Raw genomic sequence first — 24,645 nt, 5'->3', positions numbered from 1 at the left:
GGGACACAGGTGTGCCCCGATCCACGGAGAGCCAAGACGTATGGCGAACGCAGCCGAGACCCGCGGAGGCGGGGTGACCACCGAGTCCCCCGAGCGCACCGCGCCCGCCAAAAGCACACTGGTGCGCGAGGACGGCTACGCGTCGGGCCTGCGCAACCGGCAGGTCCAGATGATCGCCGTGGGGGGCGCGATCGGTACAGGGCTGTTCCTCGGCGCCGGTGAACGGCTGAACTCCGCGGGGCCCTCGCTGGTGATCGTCTTCGCGATCACCGGCCTGTTCGCCTTCTTCATCGCCCGCGCCATGGGTGAGCTGGTGATGCACCGGCCGACGTCCGGTTCGTTCGTCTCCTACTCCCGGGAGCTGCTGGGCGGCGAGAAGGCGGCCTTCGTGGCCGGCTGGGTGTACTTCCTGCACTGGATATGCAGCGGCATCGCGGAGATCACTGCGGTCGCCGTCTATCTGCACTACTGGAGCGCCCTGCGGGAGATCCCCCAGTGGACGCTCGCGCTGTTCGCGCTGCTGGTGGTGCTGGGCGCCAATCTGATCTCCGTGAAGTGGTTCGGGGAGTTCGAGTTCTGGTTCGCCCTGATCAAGGTCGCCGCGATCATCGCGTTTCTCGCCATCGGCTGCTGGCTGCTGGCCAGCCGCCACCCCGTCCAGGGCGGCGAGGCGGGCGGCCCTCAGCTGATCACCGACCACGGCGGTCTGCTGCCGCACGGCTTCCTGGCCGCGCTGATCATCGTCCAGGGTGTGGTCTTCTCCTACGCGGCGATCGAGATGGTCGGCATCACCGCGGGCGAGACGGAGAACCCCCGGAAGGTCATTCCCAAGGCGATCAACTCCGTCTCCTGGCGCATCGTCGTCTTCTACGTCGGCTCCGTGCTGCTGCTCGTCCTGCTGCTGCCGTGGACCGCGTACAGCGGTGACGAGTCGCCGTTCGTGACGCTGATGAGCCGCGTCGGCATCCCCGGCGCCGACCAGATCATGAACTTCGTGGTCCTGACCGCGGCCCTCTCCAGCTGCAACTCGGGCCTCTACTCGACGGGCCGCACGCTGCGCTCGATGGGCCTGGCCGGCTCCGCGCCGCACTTCACCACGAAAATGAACCGCCGGCACGTCCCGTTCGGCGGCATCCTGCTGACCGCGTCCTTCTACCTGCTCGGCATCGTGCTCAACTACATCGTTCCCGAGCGTGCCTTCTCGATCGTGTTGAACTTCTCCGCGATCACCATGATCGGCACCTGGGCGATGATCATTCTGTGTCAGTTGGCGCTGCGCCGCAGGGTGCGCGAGGGCCGTGCCGAGGACGGCGGCTTCCACCTGCCGGGCGCCCCCTTCACCTCGTATCTGACGCTCGCCTTCCTCCTCCTGGTCGTCGTCCTGATGGCCTGCGACGGCGACATCGGTACCTGGTCGGTGGTGTGCATGCCGCTGATCGCGCTGGCGCTGTGCGCGGGCTGGTACGCCGTACGGAACCGGGTGACGGCGATGGCGGCACGGCGCGACGGGCCCAAGCCCTCCTCGGAGTCCTCCGAGGCCACAGGTGGGACGGCGGGGTCGCGGGGGTGAGTTCGTGCGTCACCGGCCAAGGGGGTGACGCGCCGCCGCCCGGGCCGTTTGTGCCTGCGTGTCGCACGCCCAAGCCGCACGCGACGCGTCCGGTCGATCTCGTCCGAGGCCGGTCACGCGAAGGCGGCCCCGCGCAGTCGTCCTGCCGGAGCCGCCTCGCGTCACCTCGTCGGCGTCAGGCGTTCAGTTCACCGGCCTGCACGGCGGACACGAACGACGCCCACCCGGCAGACCCGAAAGAGAGCACGGGCCCGTGCGGGCTCTTGCTGTCTCGTACGGGAACGACGGCAGCGAAGTCGTCGGAGACCTCGACGCACGCGCCACCGTCCGGATTGCTGTAGGAGCTCTTACGCCAGGTAGCGGCGCTCAGGTCGAGGGATGACAAGGCACTTCCTCCAACATGCGCAGGACGAACTTCCGCGACTCGACCGGGGACAGCGTCAAGTCACGCATCGCATCGTAAGCGCGCTGCAATCGCTCGACCGCAGCGTTTTCCTCGATGAGATCGCCCCGGTAGGTGCTCTCGCTGTACGCCACAGTACGTCCGTCCGGCTGACGCAGGAACCACATGTCGGTTCCGACCAGGCCATGCAGCCCGGCACGGAACGGCAACACGTGCAATGTCACATCCGCGCGCTCCGCCACCTCCCCCACATAAGCCAACTGCTCCCGCCACTCCCCCACATCCCGCAGCGGCGTCCGCAGCGCCGCCTCCGACAGGATCGTCCGGAACGGTGGCGCGTCCTCGCCCTCCAGCAGCGCCCGCCGTCCCATCCGGGCCTGCACCTGTTGCTCCAGTTCCTCACCCTTCAGCCCGCCCGCGGCCAGGACTTCCCTCGCGTAGCCGGGGGTCTGCACCAGCCCGGGCAGCACGCTCACGGCGAAGTGCCACAGGCTGGTGGCCTTGGCCTCCAGCGCCATGTACCGCCGATAGCGCTCGCGGAACTGCGTCTGGTCGTTGATGGCCAGCTCCCAGAGAGCCAGCAGCAGACCGGGGGTGCCGTAGTACTGGTCGAGCGCTTCGACGACCTCCGGTCCGCCCAGCGTCTCGCCGTTCTCCATCTTCCCGAACAGGGACCAGTCCCAGCCGAGCTTCTCCCCCAGCTGACGCAAACTCTCGCCGCGCCGGGTCCGCAGCGCCCTCAGCTCTTCCGCGAACCGGGCGCGGGGTTCGCGACTGCGCCCGGTGACCGCTCGCCTCGTCGGCATCGTGCACCTCCGTGGAACGTGTGGAACGTGTGCCGACCTGCCGGGGAACCACCACCGGTCCACGGTGTGCGCAGCTCAGCCGGGGACGCATCCTGGTAACGCCTCCCTCACGCACGGTAGTTCACCGGACGCACGCGAGGGAGCGAATACGCATATCGAGCGATAAACGGAGCAGCACTGATGACCGACGATCCGCGATTCCCCCACCCCCACACCGACCACGAGCGCCCCGACGACATGCGCCGTGGGTCGGCCGAGCTGAGTGCCTGGACGGAAGGCCGGACCCCCGCAGAACCGACGAGGGTCCGTGAGGCGGTCGAGGCGAGGGACGCCCTCGCCGAAGCCCTCACCCAGGCAGGCATCCAGCTCCCGGCCATGGACGTACGCACTCCGTGGCGCGACGCCGTGTCCGGCCCTGACAGCCCCGGGAGTCCGGGCCCCGCCGCTCACGACGACGGTCACGCGCCCCTCGATGCCGACTCGCGGACCGCCGCGCGCTACGCCCTCATCCACCTCGGGGTCTGCTCGGCGCCGGTGGCCTTCGCCCTCGCTGCCGTGATCGCTCGGGGCGCCGGGCGGTGACAGGGCACGACGACGGTGACGCCCCCGAGGCACCGCCGCCGACAACCGGCCCCGCGGTACCCGCCGTCGGTTCCGCAGTGCGCGATCCCGCGCGCGACCGCGTCGGAGTCGTCATGGCAGCAGAAGGGCCCCACCTCCAGCTCCGTCCGCTCGCCGGCGGCCGCGAGTGGGACGCGGACCCCGACCGCGTCCAGCTCCTCACCCACGCCGAGTTGCTGAGCGCCCGCGTCGCGGAGGTGAACGCCCGCAGTCGCGGCCGGCTGACCAGGGGCGGGTTACCGGTGACGCCGCCGCCTCATGCCGCACGCTTCATCGGCACGCACGCGCAAGGCGACGGCATATGACTGCGCCTGTGTGACTGCCCCTCAGTGCACGCACGTACGGCGGCTCAGGCGGCCTTCTCCGAGGCGGCCTCGTCCGCGCCCTTGAGGCCGAAGATGTCGACCGCGTGGTAGTACGTCCACGCGGTCGAGTTGCAGGCGGTCTTCGTGGAACCGGAGTAGCCGCTGCACACGCGCTTGAGGTCCTCGTAGAAGGCCGAGTCGATGCGGGCCTTGTTGGCGTCGAAGAGGCCGGCCGCCTTGTAGTTGCGGTAGCCGAAGTCGTGGCGGGCGCAGGCGGTCTGGAAGGGGAAGCCGAAGGGGTTGTCGGGCGAGGAGCTGCAGTAGTCCGTCGACCAGTCGAAGCCGTAGGCCGACCACTGGCCCTGGTTCTGGCGGGCCGCGTTCCAGGCGTTGTAGCTGGAGACGCTGGTCTGCGTCCAGGAGCTGAGAACCTGCGGTTTGTCGGCGGGAGCCGCCGAGGCGGAGCCGGCCGGGACAAGGGCGGCGGGGAGCGCCAGTGCGGCGGCGGCAACGGGTAGGGCGTAGCGGCGGCGCATGAAGACCTCCGAGGGAGCGGGCCCGGGTGCCCCGCTGGGTGTGCGGGGCGTCACCATCGTGACGGACCCGTACGCCGAGCGACAGACCAACTCGGCGTTCTCGGGGAGGGTTTCACTCGCACGGGCCCCCACGGATGCGCGCTCGCGCGTACCCCGCCTCCTCCCGTGGCACCCGGGGCGCGATACGCGCCCGTGGGCCGTGCCGCGCCAGGCGGCGGGAGGAGGCGGGGTACGCAGTGGGGTACGGGCGGCGGTCTACCGCACGCCGGCCTCGGGTACTCCCAGCGCTTGCCTCAGGTTGCGCACCGCGTGGTAGAGCCGCGATTTCACCGTGCCAGGCGGTATGCCGAGCACGCGGGACACCTCACGAGTCGACCGTCCCGTGTAGTACGTCTCGTACAGCACCTCCCGGTGCGCGGGCGAAAGCGTCTGGAACGCCTTCACGAGCACCAGCGAGGAGAGCACGCGGTCGACATCGTCGGTGTCGGCCAGTACGTCTTCCAGCCAGGCGGTGCCGTCGACTTCCTTGGGGCGTGCGCTGCGCAGGCGGTAGTCGTCGATGACGAGGTTGCGCGCCACCCTGAACAGCCAGGGGCGCAGGTCCTGTCCACGTCCGCCGACGAGTTGTTGGTTGCGCCAGCAGCGCAACAGCGTCTCCTGCACGACGTCCTCAGCCCTTTGGTGGTCACCCCCCAGCAGCTGGAGCACATAACCCTGTAACGGACGTGCGTGCTGTTCGTAGAGCGAGCGCGTCGCCCGTTCCTGGGCGCTCGTCGCGCCGTCCGACCCCAAGACGATCCAGCTCACCGGATGTATCCCCTCGATTCGAGCCGCCGGACACGGCGGACTGGCCTCGGGACTCGCGCGGCGGGCCCCCTCACGAAACCGAGAGTTTGGTGAGGGGCGATGCACATGCCTTTGACGACCGATTGCCTTGAGGACGGCGCACGGCAGCGCCCCACAAAAGGCATGAAAAGCCGCATCCCGTAAAACCAGGTGCTTAATCTGCCTTACGAGGATTTAGATGCGAGCTTCACGAGGGGAGTTCACGACAACTGGCCCCACTTTGTGTGATGCCAGTCACATAGACCTCTGAAGACGGGCTTCGGGCACCGGCGTACATCGGCGTCAATCGGATGTTGATCCTGCTGGTCAGCGGCGTACATCGGATCGAAGAGCCGAATGAAAACCGGAGTTGGTCAGGCGTCACCCCCCTGTGCGCCGGTCGCACGCACCGTGCCGACGAACGCCTCCAGCCGGCGCCGAACCCGACGCAGCACAGCCATGTCCTTCGCCGTCGGGCCCGACTCCGAAGAAAGCCGCGACCAGGCGGCGAGCAACTCACGCCCGTACGTGCGCATCGGCCGCGGATCGGTGAGCATGTGCCAGTTTCCGACCGCTCGCTCGAGATATCCGTGTGCGCGGGGGTCGCCCATTTCGTGACACTGCCGGGCGAGTTCGAGGTAAATGGCCGTGGAACTGGTGTAGTCGCCGGCCAGGCAGGCGACATATGCCTCCAGATCGCGGGCTTCCACCGTGTAGGGGTGCGCTTCTCCGTACGTGCGCACGGCGTGCTCCCGCATCCGGAACGCCAGCACCATGGCGCGTTGCGTCTCACCCACGGCCGCGGCCCGGTTGATGTGCGCCACGGCGTCCCGGAGTTCCTCCGGAACCACTGGCTGGGCGGGACCGGCCGGTTCCGCCCTCTGCTCCGACTCAACCTCCGGTTCGGATTCGGGTCCGGGCTCAGGTTCGGAAGACGCTTCGGCCCAGGACTCGGACTCGGAGTCGGAATCCACTTCGGCTCCGGACTCGGGCTCGGACACAGGCGCGGCCTCGGAGGCGGACGCACCCTCGGGCGGCGCCGTCGAAGCCTCCTGCGAAGCCGGCCCCGGCCCGGCATCCGGTTCCACGAGCTGACTGGAGCCGTCCGGCGCGACCCTGACGTAGGTCGCATAGCCCTCGCCCCGCATGTCGAAAATCGTCGCCTCGACCGGCTCGCCGCGCTCCTCGGCAGCGCGGTGCGCCGCGTCGAGCACGGCGACGTGCACCTCCTCCCCCTCCCCCACCGGCATACGCGCACCGTTGAGGGAAACGGCGCCGTCCTGGGCGATGAGGAACTCGAAACGTCCGGCCGCTGCCGACGTGTGCGTCTCGCCGGTGTCCTCCCGCGCCGCCTCGGCGTGGTCGCCCGAGGGTGCGGCACCGTCCCGCGTCGCCGCCACCGCTACACCGTCCCGTGGTGCCGCGTCGTCGTCCGACTGCGCCGGCCGGTGCCCGAGTGCTGTGTCATCGGGCGTGCAAAGCATGCGGTGCTCACTCTCCACTCTCTTCGGGGTCCGGCGAGCCACTGTCTTGGGGGTCGGGCGAGCCACTGTCTTCGGGATCGGGCGAGGGAGATTTGTCCGGGCTGGGTGGGGAGGACACGCTGGGGTTCGAGGTCGAGGGGATGCTCTCGGAAGGGAAGTCGGAAGGTGCCACAGAACCTCCGATGCCCTCGAACCGGGGAAAGTTCGCGCGGACACCCGCCACGTAGCTCTGAGCCTCGCTGGTCGCGGGCACCCCCTTGGCTTCCTTTACCGCGTCCAGGCCCACCGCGTACGCCGCCAGCGTCAGGTCCAGAACACTCTCACCGTCCATGGCCTCGCCGCTGTCGACGAGCGGCTTGATCTTCTCGGCGAGGTCACACATGTACCTGCCCTGGGCCATGATCGAGTCCTCGGGATCGGTCGCCTGGGTCTCGTCGTTGTCGTCCTCGTCCTCGCCGAACTCCTCGAACTTGTCCGGCGGAAGCTGTGAGATGCCCTCCTCACCGTTGGGCCCGAGCATGTCCTTGTTGAAGGACGACTCACGCTCGATCTGCGCCGCGATGACGACGGGGCCGATGACGTCGCAGATCCCGCCGGCCTCCTCGATGGTGTCCGCCAGGTCGTCGGGGATGGTGTTCTCGTCCAGGTCGCCCTTCCCGTCGCCCTGCACCGACTCGGAGACCTCGTCGGTGTCGATGCCCGAGCCGCCGTCCCCGCCACTCCCGCCGCCACCGAAGAACAGGATGAGGGCGATGATCGGCGCGAAGAGGACACCGAGCCCACCGAAGATGATCAGCACGACGACGAGTCCGGCCGCCGCCACGGGCAACGACATGCACCCACAGCCCAGGCTCGCCAGACCGATCATGGCCGCCTTGCTGGAAGCTCCTCCGCCGTCGTCGCTCATGGGTGCACCTCCTTTCCCCACCTCTGCCGCCGCACCGATCCCGGGCCGACTGCCAGGAACGGTGAACCACTTCCGCTGAAGTCCCGTTGTGCCTCTCCGACGGAGCACAACGCGCTGCACACCGAACGGGAGCGACGCCGAAACAGTTCAATCGACTTCGCGCCGACCGCTTCCGTCCGGGTCACGAAGGCGCGGCAGCACAGGAGTTCTTCAACGAGAGGAGGCTGGCCCGCGATGAGCGTCCCCCCATCAGCGTCCGCCGGCCCGCACATGTGGGTGCGCGGACCGACCGCAGCCCAACCCGGTGGGGAGGCCCCCGAGCGTGCCGGGGCGGACGAGTCGTCCGCCCGCCCGAGCGCGGAGCAGTCCCCTCCCGCTGCTACGGCCGCACCGGTCGCGCAACAGACCGCGCAGGCTCCCCAACCGGCCCCGCAGACCCAGACGGCCGCGCAGGCCCCGCAGGCCCAGGCAGCTGTGCAGGCCCAGGCAGCGCCGCAGGCTCCGCAGCAGACCGCGCCGACGTCGTATCACCCAGCGCCGGAGCCACAGCGGCCTGAGCCGGCACCGAAGCAACCCGCCGCGGCTGTGCAGCAGTCGGCACCAGCGCAGCCCACGCCTGCCCCGCAGCCGGCACCGGCTGCCCAGCAGCCCGCACCGGCAAGGGAGCCGACGCCCGCTGTCCAGCAGCCCACGCCCGCACCACAGCAACAGGCAGCGGCACCGGCGGCACCGGCGCCGGCACCGGCACCGCAACAACCGGCACCGGCACCAGTCACACAACAGCCCGCGCCGGTCACACAGCAGCCGGCACCCGCACCCGCACCGCAACAACCGGCACCGCAACACCCCGTACCGTCCGCACAGCAGCCCACCCCACAACCCGCACCGGTGTCGTTGCCGGGCGACGGTCCGGCCGTACTGCCCTCACCGGCCGTTCCCGGACAGTCGCCGGGGCACCCGGCACCGCGCCAGGTCTCCGCGCCCGGCGGCGCCCTGGTCAGCTGGGTCGGTGCGCACGGTGGGGCGGGGACGAGCACGCTCGCCGAGGTCGTGGGCGGCAGCGATCTGGGACGCCACTGGCCCGACCTCTCCCAGGGCGACCCCGGGCGGGTACTGCTCGTGGCGCGTACGCACGCGACGGGCCTGCGTGCGGCGTCCCGTGCCCTGGAGGCCCTGCACACCGGGCAGCACCCGGAGGGTGTGGAACTGCTCGCCGTGGTCCTCGTGGCCGACGCACCGGGCCGCCTGCCGCTTCACCTGCTCCAGCGGGTCCGCGTTCTGCGCTCGGTCGCGGACGTGCACCGGGTCCCCTGGGTTCCGGCGTGGCGAGGGGAGAAGCGGACCGGGGCTCTGCCGAAGGCCGTCCGCTCCCTGGCGGCGTTGGCGGGAAGCCCGATCAACAGGCCCGGAAGGCATGAAGGATGACGATGAGTGTAGTGAGCCATGTACTTGATCCGGCATCAGTCGAACCACTGATGCAGCTGGCCGAGAAGAAGGAACCGGGAAAGGCGGATGCGGTAGAGGAAGCGTCGAAGATCCTCAGCTGGCTGGCCTACGGGGCCTCCGCGGCCGGGGTGCTCGGCATCATCATCGTCGGCACCCAGCTGACCCTCCAACTGCGCCGGGGGGACATGGGCGAGGGCGCATCGTACGGCCGGGGGCTGTTCATCGTGCTGCTGGCCTCGGTCCTCGCCACCACCGCCGCTCCGCTCGTTCAGTGGTTCATCCCGAACGCTGTCTGAAAACCGCCGGTCACCCCGGCGTCGTCCCCTGTCAGCACACCTTGACGTGAAGGAATACTCATGAAGGCGTCCATGCTCTACTACCTGGCCAACGTTCCCCAGCCGGAGGGTGAGGCACCCGAGGGGCTCGGCGACAAGGTCCAACAGATGCTCAACTTGGCTGCCTGGGCGGGCACCGCGGCCGGTGTCCTGGGCATCGTGGTCACCGGCGCGATGATGGGCATCTCCCTCAAGCGCGGTGAGAGTTCCGAGCACATGAGCCGCCTGGGCATGGTGCTCGCCGGCTGCTGCCTCGTCGCCTCCGCGGGCCCGTTCGCCAGCTGGATCTTCAAGTGATGTTCGGACGCAGAAAGAGCCGGACTGAGGAACCCGCGGAGTACTGGAAACAGCGCAGTTGGGTCTCCTCCGCGGTGTTCCTCGGTGCCGCAGTCGTCATCGGCTCCGTCTCCTTCCTCACAAGCGGATCCGGCGGCGAGGCCGACGCCGCGCCCCCTGAAGCCGTGAAGGGCCCGCTGTCCACCGACGACACGAAGGACGGTGGGCCGGCCCCGGGGAAGCGGCCGAAAGGCTGTGACACCGGGAAGGACGAGGAGGCCGGCCGGCCGGCCTCCGCACCGAAGGACGTGGAGTGGAAGAACCTGAACGGCGTCACGGTGCCGACCTCACCTTCGGCGGGTCCCACCCGGTACAGCGGCCCTGTGTGGTGGTGCTACGCGCACACGCCGATGGGGGCGGTCATGGCCGCGCACAGCATTCTCACGCACATGAGCACCACCGACTGGCGGACCGTGGCGGAGCAGCAACTCGTGGCGGGAGAGGGCCGTGATGCCTTCATCTCTCAGCGATCCAGCCTCGGGCAGTCGCAGACGACGGACGACGACGCGGGTGTTCCCTCGGGGTTCTTCGTCGGTTCCTTCACGAAGAACACGACCCAGGTGCGCCTCCTCATCAAGGGCGCCAGTGGTGGTCTGGGAGTGGCGACGGTGTCCATGCGGTGGAGCGGCGGCGACTGGAAGGTGGAGCCGCGTTCGGACGGGGCGCTCTTCGGCACGTCGGACTCCGGCGTGAACAGTAACGGTTTCATCAAGTGGGGAGCGGCCTGACATGGCTAGTCCATGTAGTTCGGGGAATCCGTTCCTCGATGCCCTGAAGGGTTTCTTCGAGTTCCTGGGAGATCCCGTCGGGACCATCATGAAGGGGATCGGGGACCTCGTCATGAAGGCCGCTCTCAGCGCCTTCCAGGCGCTGAGTTCGAACATCCCCACCTTCGCGGTGGGTGCGTCGAAACCGGCCCAGCGCGAGTTGCAATGGCTGGTCGTGTACGTGGCCATCGGTTCGCTCATCTTCGCCTGCATCAAGATGGCGGCCGAGCGTCAGGGGGAAGCGGGGCAGACCGCGCTGCGGGGCATGATACGGCTCATCATCGTGGCCGGCGGAGGAACGACCATCGTGACGTCGGCCGCCGTTATCGGCGACGGTTTCGCCAATCACCTGTACGGGTTGGCGATAGAAGACCAGATGATGAGTTCGATGTGCACGTCCTCGAAGGACATCCCCGCCTTCCTGTACCTGATTCTCGCGTTCCTGATGCTCATCGCCGCCATCATCCACGGGATCATGCTGTACATCCGTCTCGCGGTCATGATCGTGCTGTTCGGAACGCTGCCGATGGCGGCCGCGGCCTCCATGAGCAACTGGGGCGGCGGCTGGTGGCGCAAGCACCTCGGCTGGATGGTCGCCTGGCTGCTCTACAAACCCGCGGCCGCACTCATCATGTATGCGGGAACCGAGATGCTCAGCGGCGACATGGAGGATCTCAAGGATTCCGGTGACAGGATTCACGTCAAGATCGCCGGTATCTGCGTCATGCTGCTTGCGGCCATCGCCCTCCCCGCACTGCTGAAGCTGATCGTGCCCGCTGTGGGCGCGTTGGGCGGCGGCGGCGCCTACAGCGGGGCGGTCACCGGTGGAGCGGGCGGCATCGCCTCCGGGGCCAAGTCGATCGCCACGTCCGGGCTCTCCAGCAACGGCGACGGCGGGTCGGGCGGTGGATCCGGGCCCTCCGGGTCGGCCGGCGGCGGTGGACAGGCCGGGTCCGGAGGCCGGGCAGGGCCCGCGGGCAGAGCCGGGCCCGCTATGGCCAGTGCCGGTGGTGGCTCGTCCGGTGGGGGCGGTTCGAACGGCTCGGGCCCGACGGGCAGCCGCGGCTCCCGGGGCGGCGGCTCCGAAGGCGGCGGTTCGGGCGGCGGCTCCGGCAGCGGTTCGGGCAGCGGAGGCGCAGGACGGGGCTCCGGCGGCGGACCCAGCGGTGCCGCACGGGGTGCGGGCGCAGCGGCAGGGCCTGCGGCGGCCGTGGCGGTGGCCGCGGAAACCGCCAAGGGTCTCGCCAAGGGCACCGCGAACCTCGCCACCGGCTCACTCGAAGGCGGCAGACAGGAAGACGGCCTCAACCAGTAGGCCCCACTCGGGGCGTGCGCACCTGGCCTGACAGTGCCCGGCGCGCACGCCCCGCCAGTAACCCGCAGTCTCCTTCCCCTCCCGCGAGGGGGCACGGACCGAGGGACACGGAAGGAAGCAACGCATGTCAACCCACGCCGCGTCGAGCCCGACATACGGGAACTGGCGAAGGCCGAGAAGGCCGGGGCTCGGGCCCTTCGGCATGCTCGGTACCGCGGGCCTGTTCGGCGGGCTCGTCATCACGCTGCTGGCCTCACTGATCTCCATGGCGGCAGCGGTCGTCGTGCTGGTCCCGATGGGCCTCGTACTGGGCCCCCTGCTGATCCGGACGCAGGACGGGCGCAACGCCTTCCAGCTGGTCGCCCTGCGCATCAGCTGGATCCGCCGCAAGTCCAAGGGATCGACCACCTACGTGTCCGGGCCGCTGTCGCGCCGTACGGGCGGGCGGTTCCAGCCGCCCGGGCTGCTGGGCCGGATGCAGATGCGCGAGGGCAGGGACGCCTACGACCGCGACTTCGGGGTCCTCTTCCACCGCAGCCGCAACTTCTACACCATCGTTCTCGCCTGCGAGCCCGACGGCGGCTCCCTGGTCGACCCGGACCAGGTGGACAACTGGGTGGCCGCGTGGGGCGGCTGGCTGTCCCGGCTCTCGCACGAGACGGGCCTGCGCGGCGCCTCCGTCATCGTCGAGACGGCGCCCGACTCGGGCACCCGGCTCGCGAACGAGGTACTGCCCCGCCTCGACCCCAACGCCCCGCCCGCGGCCCGAGCCGTGATGGAGGAGGTCGTCGAACGGTACCCGCAGGCCTCCTCCGAGATGCACACCTACATCACCCTCACCTACGGGGTCCCGGCCGGGCAGAAGGTCAAACACGACGAGCTGATCACCGAGATCGCCACCCGCATCCCCGGGCTGCTGTCCGGACTGGTCGGTGCGGGCGGCGGCGTCGCCTACCCGCTGTCGGCCGAGCGCATCGCCGAGGTCGTACGGGTGGCCTACGACCCGGCCGTCGCGGGAGAGGTCCTCGACCTGCGCGCCCGGCACGGCGGTACCGGCCTGGAGTGGGACGACTCGGGCCCCGCGGCCTGCTACGAGGACGTCGGCTCCTACCAGCACGACTCGGGCGTCTCCCGGACCTGGATGCTCACCCTCGCTCCCCGCGGCACGGTGCGCGCCAACGTCCTGAGGGGGCTGCTGGAGCCCTCGTCCGGCACCCGCCGCAAGCGGGTCGCGCTGCTCTACCGGCCCATCGACCCCGCCACCTCGGCGCGGATCGTGGAGGCCGACCGGCGCGCGGCACAGTTCATGGCCACCTCGGGCCGTGGCATGGTCCAGGCGCGGGCCGCCACCGAGGTGCGCGCGGCCGAGCAGACGGCGCAGGAGGAGGCGACCGGCGCGGGCCTGGTGGAGTTCTCGCTGATGCTCACCGTCACCGTCGACGACGAGGAGGAACTGGCCGACGCCAGCGCGGCCATGCGCAACCTCCAGGGTGCGGCACGGCTGTCGATGCGCCCGGCCGACCGCATGCAGGCCGCGGCCTTCAGCTGCACCCTCCCCACCGGGCTCCTCCCCTGGGAGCTCACCCTGGTCCCGCGCGACCTGCGGGAGATGCTGTGAGTCCGCGCGCGAGGAACCAGCAGCGCGCCCAGGCACCCCTCGGTGCGCAAGGGCCGGGCGGAAAGAACCGGAAGAAGCAGCAGAAGGCGCCGCCACGGGAGCGGATGGCTCCCTCGCGCGGCTGGCCGGGGCCCGGCGGCGGGCAGGTCGGCGGCATGGACCCGCCCACGATGTGGCGGGCGACGACCGTACAGGCGTGCGGGCTGTGGCCGTTCGCGGCGGGCTCCGGCGCCCCGATGTCCGGCGTACCGCTGGGGCAGCACCTGCACACCGGCGCCACGGTGTGCGGCGACCCGCTCTCCTGGTTCACCAGGGCGCGCTACATCTCCAACCCGTCGCTGTTCATGCTCGGCATGCCGGGCCTGGGCAAGTCGACGCTGGTCAACCGGATGCTGATCGGGCTGTCCGCCACGGGCGTGGTGCCGCTGGTGCTCGGCGACCTCAAGCCCGACTACGCGGACACCGTGCGCGCCCTGGGCGGTCAGGTCATCTCCATCGGCCGGGGCACGGGCGGCATCAACCTGCTCGACCCGGGCGCTATGGGCGCGGTCGCCGCCAGGATCGGTGGCAAGGCCGGTGAAGCGCTGAAGGCCGAGGCGCACGGGCGGGTGCTGAACATGGTCGCCGCGCTGATCGGGATCGTCCGCGGCCGCCCCATGGACGACCACGAACAGGCCGTCGTCTCGGCCGTGCTGCACCATCTGCGCGAGCGCCTTCCCCCCGGCCGTGCCCCGCTGCTGCCGGACGTGCTCAAGGTACTGAACGAGGGTCCTGACCGGATCCGCGCCGTGACGCTGGACCGCGGGGACGAGGAGCGGTACCGCGACGCGGTCGACCCGCTGCACCGTTCGCTGCTGGGCATTCTCGACGGCCCCCTCGGCGACACCTTCGCCTCGGAGACCTCGACCAGGGTCGACCTGCACGCGCCCGCCGTGTGCATCGACATCTCCCGCATCGGTGAGGCGGACACCCAGCTGACCGCCGCGGCGATGCTGGCCGCCTGGTCCGACGGCCTCGGCTCGGTGGCGGCCTCCCACGCCCTGGCCGACGAGGGCCTCACCCCGCGGCGCTGGTTCTTCACCGTGCTCGACGAGCTGTGGCGCCCGTTGCGTGCCGCCTCCGGCATCGTCGACCGCATCGACGCGCTCACCCGCCTCAACCGCACGCTCGGCATGGGCGACGCCAAGATCACACACACGCTCAAGGACGCCGAGGCGCTGGGCACCGACGCCGACCGGGCCAAGGCACGCGGCTTCGTCGAACGCGCCGGCATGGTGGTGTGCGCGGGGCTGCCGCGGGCGGAGATGGAGGAGCTGGGCAAGATCGTCGGGCTCTCCCAGCGGGAGATCGAGCTGGTCTCCTCCTGGTCCTCGCCGCCGGGCTGGGCCGTGACCGGAGACCGGGAGGAACCGCCGGGCCGGGGCCGCTTCCTGATCAAGGTGGGCGGCCGGCCCGGACTCCCCATCAAGGTCGCCATCACCGACACCGAACGCCGACTGCACGACACCAACATCCGCTGGGTGCAAAACGACGCCCCCGCGCAGCAGGGGGAGCCCGGCTCCGGGGCCGGAGTCGAGCAGGCACCGACCGCCGGTCCCGACCCAGTCAACGGGGCGGCTCCCGTCAACGGGCAGGCGCCCGTGGACGGTCCCGCCCCGGTCGGCGGACCTGCACCCGCCAGCGGAGCGGATCCCGACAGGAGGACCGCATGAGCGGAAGAGGCGGAACCGAGCACTGGCCCTGGGCCATCGTCGGGGTGGTGACCCTGGCCCTGATGACGTCGGGAGGCATCTGGTTCGGCGGGACGCTGGGCGCGGCGCTGCTCAGCGGCGCGGGCTGGCATCCGCCGGCCTTCTCCCCCCTCCTGCTGGCCTCACTCCTCACCCGCGGCGCGACGGAACTGTGGCCCGACGCGTCGCCGTGGGCGGTGTGGACCGGGATCTGCGCGGTGTTCGGCGCGTTCGCCGTACTGGTGGCCCTCGCCGTGCGAAAGGTGCTGGGCGGCACGAAGCGCTCCTCCCGCACGAAGGGGCTGGCGGGGGCCAAGGAGCTGGCCGCGATGTGCCCCCGGGGCATCGCGGCCCGCGCCCGCGAACTGCGCCCCTCCCTCAAGGGCCTCGACCAACTGCACCCGGACGAGACGGGCAACCTGCTCGGCGACCTGGAACCCAGGGGCCCGGAGCTGCGCTCCTCCTTCGAGGACGTGGAGCTCGACCTGATGGCGCCGCGCGCCGGCAAGTCCACCGGGATCGCCGTCCCCCGGGTGCTGCGGGCACGCGGCGCCGTGCTGCTGACGTCCAACAAGTCGGACGTCTACGCCGTCACCCGGGCCGCACGTGAACAGACCGGCGTCGTATGGACGTTCGACCCGCAGGGCATCGCCCACGTCCCGCGCGCCATGTGGTGGGACATGCTGGCCGACTGCGACACCATCGAGGGCGCACGAAGGCTGGCAGGCCACTTCGTCGCCTCCGTCAACGACGACGCCTCCAAGAAGGACTTCTGGATCTCGGCGGCCCAGAACACCATCACGGCGCTGTTCCTCGCCGCGGCGCGGGGCGGTGCCTCGGTCACCGAACTGCTCGGCTGGCTCGCCGACCCGGCCGACCGCACCCCCGTCGACCTGCTGCGGGACGCCGACATGACCGCCATGGCCGACCAGCTCCAAGGAACGGTGCGCGGCGCGGTCGAGACCCGCGACGGCATCTACGAGACGGCCAGGCAGTGCGTCGCCTGCCTGCTCGACCCCGAGATCGCCGCCTGGGTCACGCCCGACCCCGCACTGCCGGAGTTCCGGCCGCACGAACACGTACTCGGCCGCGACACCCTCTACCTGCTCTCCAAGGACGGCGGAGGCTCCGCAGCCGGTGTCATCGCAGGACTCGCCGACGCCACCCTGCGCGCCGGAGTGATCGCAGCCGAGCGCATGGGCGGCCGCCTCGACCCCCCGATGACCGCCGTGCTGGACGAGGCAGCCAACGTCTGCCGCATCTCCGACCTCCCCGACCTCTACAGCCACCTGGGCTCCCGCGGCATCAACGTCGTCACGCTGCTCCAGAGCTACCGCCAGGGCGCACGGGTGTGGGGAGAAGCCGGCATGGACGCGCTGTGGAGCGCCGCCACCGTCAAGCTGCTGGGCGCCGGGCTCGACGACGCCGACTTCGTCGATAAGGTCTCCAAACTCGTCGGCCAGCACGACGTGAAGACCTCCTCCTACTCCAAGAGCAGCGACGGTGGTTCCCGCTCGGTCTCCTACCGGCTCGACCCGATCCTGCCCCCGGACAAGATCCGCGCCCTGCCCAAGGGCAGGGCCCTGCTGCTGGCCACCGGTGTGAAGCCCGCACTGATCCGGCTCCGCCCCTGGTACAAGGAGCCCGACGCGGCGGTCATCTCGGCAGCCGCCAAGGCCGAGACGGAGGCCATCACCGAACGGGCGGCACGGGCGTGGGCCCGGCACACGGGGGGCGAAGCGGTGCCGGCCGGCATGGGCGTCGGTGTCGAACACAGCGGGCACCCGCACGACGCGTCGTACCCGCACGACGCGTCGTACCCGGACGACGAGTCGTTCGCGTACGACGCGCCGTACCCGGGTGAGCCCGCGTATCCGGCGGACGCCGGGTACGCCACGTTCGAGGAGAGCGCACCCTGGCCGGAGAACGTGGAGTACACGGACGGCGGCCCGTACGCCGACCACGGTGGGCCGCCGCAGAGCGCCCCGGCGCCCGGCCTTCCCGACGACGGGTTCAGGTGGACCCGGGAAGCGACGTCCTAGCGACCTTTTCGAGAAGCCGTCCCGGCAGGGGATGTCGGGACGGCAGCCGTGATCAGGTCCCGCGCCCCCGTGTCACGGTGCGCAGGACCCACTCGAGGGGACCGTAGCGGAAGCGCCGCACCAGCCACGCGCTGAGCGCCAGTTGCCCGGCGCAGAGAACGAGACAGCCGGCCAGTACGGGCACCAGACCGACACGCCCGTACAAGGCGAGACCGTATCCAGTGAAGACCAACGCCATGACCAGGGACTGCGTCAGGTAGTTGGTGAGCGCCACCCGGCCGGCGGCGGCCAGCGCCTCGGCCGCTCGCCGGCCGTGGCGCGTACGCAGCAACAGCAGCAGCCCGCAGCCGTACGCCGCCGCCAGGACCGGGGCGGCGAACACCCCGACGGCCGCGCCGACTCCACTCCAGCGCGCGTCCAGCGGTCCGTTACGGCACATCGCCGTCACAGCACCGCCGACCAGGCCCGTCGGCAGCCCGTACACGACCAGCCGCCGGGCCAGGCCGCGATACCGGTCGAACTCCGCGAGCACCCGCCGCTTGCCCGCGGCAAGCCCCACCAGGAAGGCCGCCAGGATGTGCGGCATGTAGAGGAGGTCTCCGGCGAGCAGGTCGCGCCACTGCCGTAGATTGGCGTGCACGACGGAGGCCGGAGCACCCCGGTAGTCCGCCACGGCCGTGGCGGTATCAGCGGCGGCGCCGGCGCCCGGCGAGGTGGTGCCGAGAGTCAGCATCCCCTTCCCGAGCAGAAGGACACCGAGGCAGACGACGAGCACGACAGCGGCGCGAGCGGCTGTCCGCGGCGCCACTCCACGCATCGCGAACAGCACGAGGCCCAGCACCGCGTACGTCATCAGGATGTCGCCCGGAAACAACAGCACGGCATGCGCCAGCCCCAGGCACCACAAGCACACCAGCCGGCGCAGCATGCGCCCCGCGAACGCGGCTGACTCCCGCTCGGCCGAGCGGGCCTGGAGGGTAAAGCTGTACCCGAACAGGAAGGCGAAGAGCAGGTAGAACTTGCTGCTGACCAGCGCGGTCACGAGCCAGGCGGCGATCCTCTCCTCCACCGTCCCGGATGCCCCCTGGCCCTCGTAAGGGCCCGCCATCGTCTGGGCGTTGACCAGCAGGATGCCGAGCAGCGCGAAGCCGCGCAGCGCATCCACGTCCCGGATGCGCCGCGCCTGCGCGGATGTGGCGGCCGCCACCGGCGCCCCCGTCGCACGCACGAACGCCGCCGCACGGCGTCGGCCTCCGCCGTCGCTTCTCGGTTTGAGCATCGAGAGTCACCACGGGGCGCGCGCCGGAGGGGTTCAACCGCGCTGACCGGACTACATGCTCCGCCGCTTCGGCGCCGGCTTGGTCTGCTGCACCGCGGGCGCGCGGTACGGCGGCGGCTCGGACCGGGACGTCGAAGAGCCGGGGCCCCGTGCCTCGTTGGAGGACAGGTGGTGTTCGAGTGACCGGTTGGCCACGTCGGAGCTGAAAGCGGGCGAGGCGGGTTGCGCTGACGTATTCATCGGGCTCACGGGCCTGCTCATGGGGCTCACGGGCCTGCTGGTCGGATCCATCGGGCTCACGGGCCTGCTGGTGGGATCCATCGGGCTCACGGGCCGGCTCACCGGATCCGCCGGACTCTTGGAGCCGGCAGGAGAGTACTGCTCGCGCCCGGAGGGGGAAGCGCTCCGGGCGTGCACTGGTGCGGCCTCGGGCGCGTCGAGCGGGATCTTCGGTGGAACGTCGGGCGCGCCCGGCGCGATCTTGCGCGGTACCTCGGGCGCGTCCAGCGGGATCTTCCGCGGAACCTCGGGCACCTTGTCCGGAACGGGCGGCGGCCTGTCCCCGGCGGGGCCTCCTTGGGGTGGAGCGACGACGCGGGACACCGCCCGGGTGGCGGCGTTCTCGGGTCGGGGGCCAGGGACCTGGCCAGGGGCGTTGCCCGACGGTTGGGGAAGGTTGGGCGGTGCGGTCATGCGGGCACCGGGGGCCGCGGCGGACAGGCTGCGCGCGGCGGTGTCCGTGTTCGCGCGCCCCTCGGCGTTGCCCGGTTTCGCCGTCCGCCAGGGGGTGAGCCTGGACAGCCAGGAGCGCGCGGGTGGCGGCGGGCCGGCGTTCTTCGCCTCGGCCTTGGCCGCCTCCGAGAGCGACTTGTTGAAGGGCAGCAGATTGTTCTGGGCCGCCACTCGGTAGCGGGTCTTCTTCTCGATCAGTTTGTCCACGGCTTGCCGGACTGCCCGCTTGTCGTCGTCCTTGTCGTCGAGACGCATGTACTGAGCGAGCCGCGGGTGGGCCTCAGGCTGCTGCTTCATGAGCCTTCGGCGGTCCGGCTGCCGCGGGGGTGGCGCGAGGGCCCACCCAGGAGGCGGCGGTGCGAACCCGGTCCCCTGCGGAGCAAATCCCGCTGCCTGAGGTGGATGGCCGGACGCGGGAGCGAAGCCCCACCCCTGAGGTGGCCCCGGGGCGAGGTCCGGACGGGGCGGCGCGAAACCCGGTGGCGCCAGGGGCTGTTGCGGGCCCATCGCTTCGGGGCCCCACTGCGGCGCCGGAGCGTACGCGGCCTGCTGAGGAGCCCACTGCATGGGCGGGCCCTGTGGGAAGTCCCGTGGCGCGTCGGAGTCGGCAGCGGGCTGTGGACGCCTGCGGTTGCGCGTGAGGCGGCGCAAGACGGCGCTGAGGAAACGCAGCATCTCATCCGCCACGTCGTCGGAGCCTTGGCCGGCCGAAGTCTGCTGCGGCGCTCGCTGGGGAGCGGGACCGGGACCGGGAGGGTCGCCCTGCCTCCTCCGTCGCCTGTTCGCCCTCAGTTCCTCGTCGAGCAACTGCCGCGCAAGCCGCTTGGGCCTGACGCGGCGTGCACCGGGCTCAGGCATAGGGGCGTCCTCCGTGTCGTCGACGACCGGTACTCAAGGACCTCACGGATCGGCGCCGCATCCGGTTCAATTGGGGACGCGTCAGCGCGCCGGGGCGCGGCGGACCGGCGAAATCCCCTGCCGGCGGCCCTCCGCGCAGATGTCGAACGTGTTGCGTCCCGAAGTCCGGGTGGAAACGACTCGGCGAGAAACGGACCTGGGTGGTTCCGGATCGTTGGCACCTCGGTAGAGTCGAACTCGTGAACGCGAGCCATACGAACTCCCTGCGCATAGCTGTTTTAGGACCCGTGCGAGCGTGGTGTGGGGAGAAGGAGCTGGCCCTCGGGTCACCACAGCAGCGAGCGGTGCTGACGGCGCTGCTGCTGCGCCGCGGACGCCCCGCATCCATCGACCAACTCATCGACGCCCTCTGGGGCGAGGAGCCGCCGTCGGGAGCCGTCACGGTTTTGCGTACGTACGTCTCCCGGTTGCGCAAGGTCCTGGAACCGAAGCGCGAGGCGGGCCGGCCCCCACAGCTGATCGTGTCCTCCGCGGACGGCTACCTCATACGCCTTCCCCAGGACTGCCTCGATCTCGACCTGTTCGAGCGAAGAGTGGCCGAAGCCAAGAAGCTCCGTACCGCGGGCTCCCTCAGCGCGGCCGACGAGTTGCTGCACGCCGCACTGGAGTTGTGGGACGGCAAGCCGCTGGCCGGGCTGCCGGGGCCGCTGGCCGTCGCGGAGCGGTACCGGCTCGACGAGCAGTGGCTGAGCGCGTCCGAGGCCCACCTGGACGTCGGCCTGGCGTTGGGGCGCCATGAGGAGGTGGCCGCCGCCCTGACCACGCTGACGGCCGGGAACCCGCTGCGCGAGCGGCTCCACGAGCTGCTGATGCTGGCCCTGTACAGGGCAGGACGGCAGGCCGAGGCCCTGGCGGCCTTCCGCGAGATCCGCTCGGCACTGGCCTCGGAGCTGGGCGTCGAGCCCGGTGCCGCGCTGGTGGACCTGCACGCCCGCATGCTGTCCGGCGACCCCGCGCTGCGCGCGCCCGCGCCGCCGCAGCCCTCCAGCCCCGACCGGGCTGCCGCCTCGGACCCTCCCCCCGCACCTGCCGCGGCCCGGCCCGCGCAGCTCCCCGCCGACCTGCCCGTCTTCACCGGAAGGGAACACGAACTCGCGCAGAGCCACGCCCTGCTGCCCTCCGACGGCAGGCATCCGAACGCCGTGGTGATCAGCGCGATCGGCGGTATGGCCGGAGTCGGAAAGACGACCCTGGCCGTGCACTGGGCACACGAGATCGCACACCGGTTCCCCGACGGGCAGCTCTACGTCAACCTGCGCGGTTTCGATCCGACGGGCACGGCCATGCCGCCGGACGAGGCCACCCACACCTTCCTCGACGCGCTCGGTGTGCCTCCGGGACAGATGCCCGGCCGTCCGGAGGGGCGCACGGCGCTGTACCGCAGTCTGCTCGCCGAGCGTCGGGTCCTGCTGCTGTTGGACAACGCCCGCGACACCGAGCAGGTCAGGCCCCTGCTGCCCACGGGCCCCGGCTGCCTGGCCATCGTCACCAGTCGCAATCAGCTCACCGGCCTCATCGCCAACGACGGCGCGCACCCGTTGACGCTCACTCCGCTGCCGCTCGCGGACGCGCGGGACTTCCTGGCCCGCCGGATCGGCGCCGCCCGGCTCGCGGCGGAACCCGAGGCGGCGGACGAGATCATCTCCCGCTGCGCACGGCTGCCGCTGGCGCTGGCCATCGTCGCCGCCCGTGCCGCCACCCACCCCAGCTTCCCGCTGCACGCCGTCGCCGAGGAGCTGCGCGACAGCCACGGCAGCCTCGACGCCTTCGCCGGCGGCGACATCAGTACCGACGTACGCGCGGTGTTCTCCTGGTCGTACCAGGCCCTCTCGGCGCCGGCCGCACGGCTGTTCCAGTTGCTGGCCACCGCTCCAGGCACCGACATCTCCGCGCCCGCCGCGGCCGCGCTGGCGGGCCTCACCCGCCGCGAGACCCGCGGTCTGCTCGCCGAACTCACCCACGCCCACCTGCTCACCGAGCACTTCCCCGGCCGCTACGCCTTCCACGACCTGCTGCGGATCTACGCCGCCGAACAGGCCGACTGCACGGAGACGGCACCGGATCGCGAACAGGCGGTCGAACGCGTACTCACCTGGTATCTGCACACCGCCGACGCCGCCTCCCTGTTCCTCACCCCGAACCGCCCACGGGTGCCGCTCGTCCCGCTGCTCGCCGACAACGAGCCCCTGGAGTTCACCACCTACGACCAGGCACTGAACTGGTGCTCGGCCGAACGCGCCAACCTCGTCGCCTCGATCGCCCACGCCGCCGCGGCACCCCACCCGGCTGTCGCCTGGCGACTGACCGCCGTCCTGTGGGGCTTCTTCTACCTGCGCAGCCATACGAACGACTGGCTGGCCTCCAACCGGCTGAGCCTGGCGGCCGCCCGCCGGGCCGGGGACCGCAAGGGCGAGGCCGAATGCCTCACCGGCGTGGCCAACGCCCTCGCCAACGGCGGCAGCCTGAACGAGTCCATCGACTACTACCTCCAGGCCCTGCCCCGTTGGAGAGAGCTCGGCGACGAACTGGGCGCCTCCCGCATCATCGGCAACCTGGGGGACGTCTGCCTGCGAGCGGGCCGGTACGAGGAGGCGCTGGAACACTTGCAGCAGGCGCTGGAGATCGACCGCTCCGTCGGCCACGGGTGGGGCGAGGGGATCTGCCTGAACAACCTGGGCGAGGCCCACCTGCGGCTCGGGAGGCTCGACGAGGCCCGCGCCTACCTGGAAGCGGCACTGGTCATCCAACGTGCCACCGACAACACGTGGGTCGAGGGCATCTCCCTGGACTTCCTCGGTACCGTGCACCACCAGCTCCACCACCATGACGAGGCCATCTCCCACTACCGCCACGCGCTCACCAAGCACCAGGCCGTCGGCAACCGCTGGGGCGAGGCCCAGACCATCGACCACCTCGGCGACGTCCACCTGGCGGGCGGCGACCCCGACGCCGCCCGCACACACTGGAGCCGTGCGCTGGGCCTGCTGGACGAGTTCAACCACCCGGACGCGGAACACATCCGTGAGAAACTGCGCAAGCTGGAAGACTCCCCTCGGCACGCGCCACCCGCCCCACATGACTGAGGAGTGGTGCGTTTCGCTCGCGCCTACCCAAGGCGCTTGCCGTTGCCGCTCGTGCCCGGGCTGGTGTGCCGACCGGCCACGGTGTTGCCGACACCCGCGGTGGACCCGCGGCCCACGCCGGCGTGCGTGGCCTGCTGCCCCACGCTCAGCGGTTCGGCCCGGTCCCTGGGTGCCGTCGAGGGGACCGGCGTCTGCGCGGTCGGATTCGTGGGGAGCTGGCCGGAAGAGGCCCGTCCCAGGTTGGCGTCAACGACCTCCATCAGTTCATCGGCGGACAGGGCACCGGGGACACGTTCCAGGGCGATACGCGGAGCCTCGGACGGCACGCTCGTTACAGGCGGCGCCTGCCGCCCCGCCGTGGCCTGCTGCCGCCGCATCCACGCCTCGATGCCCAACGCGGCTCCTTGAACGGACGCCCCGGCAGCTCTCCCCACCTCGGTGGGGGCGAAGGCGTAGGCCGCTGAGCCGCCGAGTCTGGCCGCTCCGATGACGGCGGCCAGGACGTTGGGCGGGTCGTCCGGATGGGGCTTGAGCGCTTTCCTGCCTTCGAGGAAGACGGTGCGTGCGCCGTCGGCCCCGCTCAGCAGAACGCCCCAGTTGTAGAACGACGCCGCGCCCTGGTTCGCGTCGCCCAGCCCCGTGCCCACCCCCTGCGCCACGAGCGCGGCCGGCTGCAAGGCATCGACGGCGGCATCCACCACTTGGGGGGACCGCTCCACGAACCCCTGCCCTGCACGCGCCAGGGCGGCGCTGGCGGCCGTCATCAGTTCGCTGCCCTGGAGGTAGTAGTACACGTCGGCGGCGGTGCTCCACGGTTCCGAGCGGAATTCCTCCGGCGGCGGGGACGGCGACCGGGAGCCCCACTCCGGGTCCCTGAGCCGACGGCCTCGGACGTCGCCCTGGTTCGGAGGAGTTGTCACGCTGCCCTCCCCGCGGTGTCGATGTGTTCCACACCCTTCTCACGGGACAGAAAGCTGATCGGTTCACCGATCACCGCGGTCGATCGTCCCTGTGCCGCGCCACGGTGGCCCGGAGACCGTGGTGAACCGGGCCCGCGGCGCACACGTGTTGGTCACCAGCACGACGAGAGGGCGAAGCGCCGCGCGACGCGCCAGCCGACGACACCACCCGCAGGGAGCACCCGCATGGCAGTGAACAGCGACGACCCCGGAACCGCGGGCGAGGACGGGGGGCCTGCCGAGGAAAAGGCCCCGGCCAAGCCTCGGTTCATCCTCTACCAGGACGGGGCCGAGTACCAGGCGTCGCTGTACCAGCTCCTCCAGTGGACGCACCACGTGCTGCTGCCGGTCTACGGCAGGGAGGTGAGTTCCACGGCTCCGTGGTGTTCGCGCTGGTGGGAGCATCCTGAGGCGGTGGCGCAGCTCCACGGACTGTGGCTGGCCTGGGCCGAGTTGACCGGTCCGAACGCCGACAACACGGGGCCCTCCGTATGGCACCGCGACTTCTTGGGGCCGATCATGGGAGCCCTGCGTGACCCTATGGGGCCTTTCGCCGGGTGCAAACCGGGCTCTCACCGGGCCAAGGAGGTCCCGCCGGTGGACCCTGTGGGCTGAAGCTCCAGCACGC

General features: G+C 71.0%; 22 protein-coding genes. 13 read left to right on the top strand and 9 right to left on the bottom strand.

Annotated features, from left to right (window positions below):
- Positions 1-40 precede the first annotated feature (40 nt).
- A complete protein-coding gene (locus DQ392_RS22140) occupies positions 41-1,570 on the top strand; it encodes an amino acid permease (protein WP_425470579.1) in 1,530 nt (509 codons plus the stop codon).
- A 175-nt stretch (positions 1,571-1,745) separates the two neighbouring features.
- Here DQ392_RS22140 and DQ392_RS22135 read toward each other — a convergent pair whose 3' ends face one another.
- Both DQ392_RS22135 and DQ392_RS22130 read right to left on the bottom strand, forming a co-directional pair.
- Positions 1,746-1,955: a DUF397 domain-containing protein gene (locus DQ392_RS22135; protein WP_114017442.1), complete on the bottom strand. Its 210-nt coding sequence runs from the start codon at positions 1,953-1,955 to the stop codon at positions 1,746-1,748.
- The gene (locus DQ392_RS22130) at positions 1,937-2,779 is read right to left on the bottom strand and encodes a helix-turn-helix domain-containing protein (protein ID WP_114017441.1); all 843 of its coding nucleotides are present in this window, start codon (positions 2,777-2,779) and stop codon (positions 1,937-1,939) included. The genes DQ392_RS22135 and DQ392_RS22130 overlap by 19 nt, the downstream gene beginning before the upstream one ends.
- Positions 2,780-2,959: 180 nt before the next feature.
- On the opposite strand from DQ392_RS22130, the gene DQ392_RS22125 reads away from it, so the two are divergent.
- A complete protein-coding gene (locus DQ392_RS22125) occupies positions 2,960-3,361 on the top strand; it encodes a hypothetical protein (RefSeq protein WP_425470578.1) in 402 nt (133 codons plus the stop codon).
- A 113-nt stretch (positions 3,362-3,474) separates the two neighbouring features.
- Complete coding sequence (locus DQ392_RS36005; protein ID WP_114017440.1) at positions 3,475-3,705, top strand: hypothetical protein; 231 nt, start codon at positions 3,475-3,477, stop codon at positions 3,703-3,705.
- Between the two features lie 44 nt (positions 3,706-3,749).
- Here DQ392_RS36005 and DQ392_RS22115 read toward each other — a convergent pair whose 3' ends face one another.
- The 4 genes from DQ392_RS22115 to DQ392_RS22100 all read right to left on the bottom strand — a co-directional run bounded on the left by DQ392_RS22115 (position 3,750) and on the right by DQ392_RS22100 (position 7,457).
- Positions 3,750-4,241, bottom strand: a complete 492-nt coding sequence (locus tag DQ392_RS22115) for a phospholipase (RefSeq protein WP_114017439.1) — start codon at positions 4,239-4,241, stop codon at positions 3,750-3,752.
- 255 nt (positions 4,242-4,496) lie between these two features.
- Positions 4,497-5,048 carry a sigma-70 family RNA polymerase sigma factor gene (locus DQ392_RS22110; RefSeq protein WP_114017438.1) on the bottom strand — a complete coding sequence of 184 codons (552 nt, stop codon included), beginning with the start codon at positions 5,046-5,048 and terminating at the stop codon, positions 4,497-4,499.
- A 392-nt stretch (positions 5,049-5,440) separates the two neighbouring features.
- Positions 5,441-6,466: a hypothetical protein gene (locus tag DQ392_RS22105; RefSeq protein WP_114017437.1), complete on the bottom strand. Its 1,026-nt coding sequence runs from the start codon at positions 6,464-6,466 to the stop codon at positions 5,441-5,443.
- Positions 6,467-6,557: 91 nt separating this feature from the next.
- The gene (locus DQ392_RS22100; protein ID WP_114017436.1) at positions 6,558-7,457 is read right to left on the bottom strand and encodes a lytic transglycosylase domain-containing protein; all 900 of its coding nucleotides are present in this window, start codon (positions 7,455-7,457) and stop codon (positions 6,558-6,560) included.
- Between the two features lie 888 nt (positions 7,458-8,345).
- Here DQ392_RS22100 and DQ392_RS22095 point away from each other — a divergent pair.
- The 8 genes from DQ392_RS22095 to DQ392_RS22060 all read left to right on the top strand — a co-directional run bounded on the left by DQ392_RS22095 (position 8,346) and on the right by DQ392_RS22060 (position 17,046).
- Positions 8,346-8,882 (top strand): DUF6668 family protein, encoded by a 537-nt coding sequence (locus tag DQ392_RS22095; RefSeq protein ID WP_147266560.1) that lies wholly within the window; start codon positions 8,346-8,348, stop codon positions 8,880-8,882.
- Positions 8,883-8,893: 11 nt separating this feature from the next.
- On the top strand, positions 8,894-9,199 hold the full coding sequence (locus DQ392_RS22090; RefSeq protein WP_245981767.1) for a hypothetical protein: 306 nt from the start codon (positions 8,894-8,896) through the stop codon (positions 9,197-9,199).
- 60 nt (positions 9,200-9,259) lie between these two features.
- Positions 9,260-9,535, top strand: coding sequence for a hypothetical protein (locus tag DQ392_RS22085; RefSeq protein WP_114017433.1), 276 nt, complete (start codon positions 9,260-9,262; stop codon positions 9,533-9,535).
- On the top strand, positions 9,535-10,302 hold the full coding sequence (locus tag DQ392_RS22080; RefSeq protein WP_114017432.1) for a DUF8175 domain-containg protein: 768 nt from the start codon (positions 9,535-9,537) through the stop codon (positions 10,300-10,302). The genes DQ392_RS22085 and DQ392_RS22080 overlap by 1 nt, the downstream gene beginning before the upstream one ends.
- 1 nt (position 10,303) lies before the next feature.
- Complete coding sequence (locus DQ392_RS22075) at positions 10,304-11,656, top strand: hypothetical protein (RefSeq protein ID WP_114017431.1); 1,353 nt, start codon at positions 10,304-10,306, stop codon at positions 11,654-11,656.
- Between the two features lie 124 nt (positions 11,657-11,780).
- Complete coding sequence (locus DQ392_RS22070; protein ID WP_114017430.1) at positions 11,781-13,274, top strand: SCO6880 family protein; 1,494 nt, start codon at positions 11,781-11,783, stop codon at positions 13,272-13,274.
- Positions 13,275-13,378: 104 nt separating this feature from the next.
- Complete coding sequence (locus DQ392_RS22065; RefSeq protein WP_245981827.1) at positions 13,379-14,986, top strand: ATP/GTP-binding protein; 1,608 nt, start codon at positions 13,379-13,381, stop codon at positions 14,984-14,986.
- Positions 14,983-17,046, top strand: a complete 2,064-nt coding sequence (locus DQ392_RS22060; RefSeq protein ID WP_114017429.1) for a type IV secretory system conjugative DNA transfer family protein — start codon at positions 14,983-14,985, stop codon at positions 17,044-17,046. Before DQ392_RS22065 ends, DQ392_RS22060 begins: the two co-directional genes overlap by 4 nt.
- Before the next feature lie 52 nt (positions 17,047-17,098).
- On the opposite strand, the gene DQ392_RS22055 is transcribed toward DQ392_RS22060, so the two are convergent.
- Positions 17,099-18,325, bottom strand: coding sequence for a DUF418 domain-containing protein (locus DQ392_RS22055; RefSeq protein ID WP_114017428.1), 1,227 nt, complete (start codon positions 18,323-18,325; stop codon positions 17,099-17,101).
- Between the two features lie 51 nt (positions 18,326-18,376).
- The gene (locus tag DQ392_RS22050; RefSeq protein WP_114017427.1) at positions 18,377-19,354 is read right to left on the bottom strand and encodes a hypothetical protein; all 978 of its coding nucleotides are present in this window, start codon (positions 19,352-19,354) and stop codon (positions 18,377-18,379) included.
- 848 nt (positions 19,355-20,202) lie between these two features.
- Here DQ392_RS22050 and DQ392_RS22045 point away from each other — a divergent pair.
- Positions 20,203-23,058 (top strand): AfsR/SARP family transcriptional regulator, encoded by a 2,856-nt coding sequence (locus DQ392_RS22045; protein WP_245981765.1) that lies wholly within the window; start codon positions 20,203-20,205, stop codon positions 23,056-23,058.
- Positions 23,059-23,081: 23 nt separating this feature from the next.
- Here the strand turns inward: DQ392_RS22045 and DQ392_RS22040 are convergent, their stop codons facing one another.
- Positions 23,082-23,978 (bottom strand): hypothetical protein, encoded by an 897-nt coding sequence (locus DQ392_RS22040; protein WP_147266559.1) that lies wholly within the window; start codon positions 23,976-23,978, stop codon positions 23,082-23,084.
- A 225-nt stretch (positions 23,979-24,203) separates the two neighbouring features.
- On the opposite strand from DQ392_RS22040, the gene DQ392_RS22035 reads away from it, so the two are divergent.
- Positions 24,204-24,632, top strand: coding sequence for a DUF4913 domain-containing protein (locus DQ392_RS22035; RefSeq protein ID WP_114017425.1), 429 nt, complete (start codon positions 24,204-24,206; stop codon positions 24,630-24,632).
- Positions 24,633-24,645: the final 13 nt, after the last annotated feature.

The sequence above is a fragment of the Streptomyces reniochalinae genome, assembly GCF_003323735.1.
GTDB lineage: Bacteria > Actinomycetota > Actinomycetes > Streptomycetales > Streptomycetaceae > Streptomyces > Streptomyces reniochalinae.
The sequence above is the reverse complement of the archived record's forward strand: the minus strand, read 5'-3'. Positions and strand labels throughout refer to the sequence as shown.

What these genes read in the sequence shown, in the direction of transcription:
- DQ392_RS22050 (WP_114017427.1), bottom strand. Translation starts at nt 19,354, where the DNA reads ATGAAGCAGCAGCCTGAGGCCCACCCGCGGCTCGCTCAGTACATGCGT.
- DQ392_RS22075 (WP_114017431.1), top strand. Translation starts at nt 10,304, where the DNA reads ATGGCTAGTCCATGTAGTTCGGGGAATCCGTTCCTCGATGCCCTGAAG.
- DQ392_RS22100 (WP_114017436.1), bottom strand. Translation starts at nt 7,457, where the DNA reads ATGAGCGACGACGGCGGAGGAGCTTCCAGCAAGGCGGCCATGATCGGT.
- DQ392_RS22115 (WP_114017439.1), bottom strand. Translation starts at nt 4,241, where the DNA reads ATGCGCCGCCGCTACGCCCTACCCGTTGCCGCCGCCGCACTGGCGCTC.
- DQ392_RS22055 (WP_114017428.1), bottom strand. Translation starts at nt 18,325, where the DNA reads ATGCTCAAACCGAGAAGCGACGGCGGAGGCCGACGCCGTGCGGCGGCG.
- DQ392_RS22060 (WP_114017429.1), top strand. Translation starts at nt 14,983, where the DNA reads ATGAGCGGAAGAGGCGGAACCGAGCACTGGCCCTGGGCCATCGTCGGG.
- DQ392_RS22065 (WP_245981827.1), top strand. Translation starts at nt 13,379, where the DNA reads ATGGCTCCCTCGCGCGGCTGGCCGGGGCCCGGCGGCGGGCAGGTCGGC.
- DQ392_RS22140 (WP_425470579.1), top strand. Translation starts at nt 41, where the DNA reads ATGGCGAACGCAGCCGAGACCCGCGGAGGCGGGGTGACCACCGAGTCC.
- DQ392_RS22130 (WP_114017441.1), bottom strand. Translation starts at nt 2,779, where the DNA reads ATGCCGACGAGGCGAGCGGTCACCGGGCGCAGTCGCGAACCCCGCGCC.
- DQ392_RS36005 (WP_114017440.1), top strand. Translation starts at nt 3,475, where the DNA reads ATGGCAGCAGAAGGGCCCCACCTCCAGCTCCGTCCGCTCGCCGGCGGC.
- DQ392_RS22125 (WP_425470578.1), top strand. Translation starts at nt 2,960, where the DNA reads ATGACCGACGATCCGCGATTCCCCCACCCCCACACCGACCACGAGCGC.
- DQ392_RS22070 (WP_114017430.1), top strand. Translation starts at nt 11,781, where the DNA reads ATGTCAACCCACGCCGCGTCGAGCCCGACATACGGGAACTGGCGAAGG.
- DQ392_RS22080 (WP_114017432.1), top strand. Translation starts at nt 9,535, where the DNA reads ATGTTCGGACGCAGAAAGAGCCGGACTGAGGAACCCGCGGAGTACTGG.
- DQ392_RS22035 (WP_114017425.1), top strand. Translation starts at nt 24,204, where the DNA reads ATGGCAGTGAACAGCGACGACCCCGGAACCGCGGGCGAGGACGGGGGG.
- DQ392_RS22085 (WP_114017433.1), top strand. Translation starts at nt 9,260, where the DNA reads ATGAAGGCGTCCATGCTCTACTACCTGGCCAACGTTCCCCAGCCGGAG.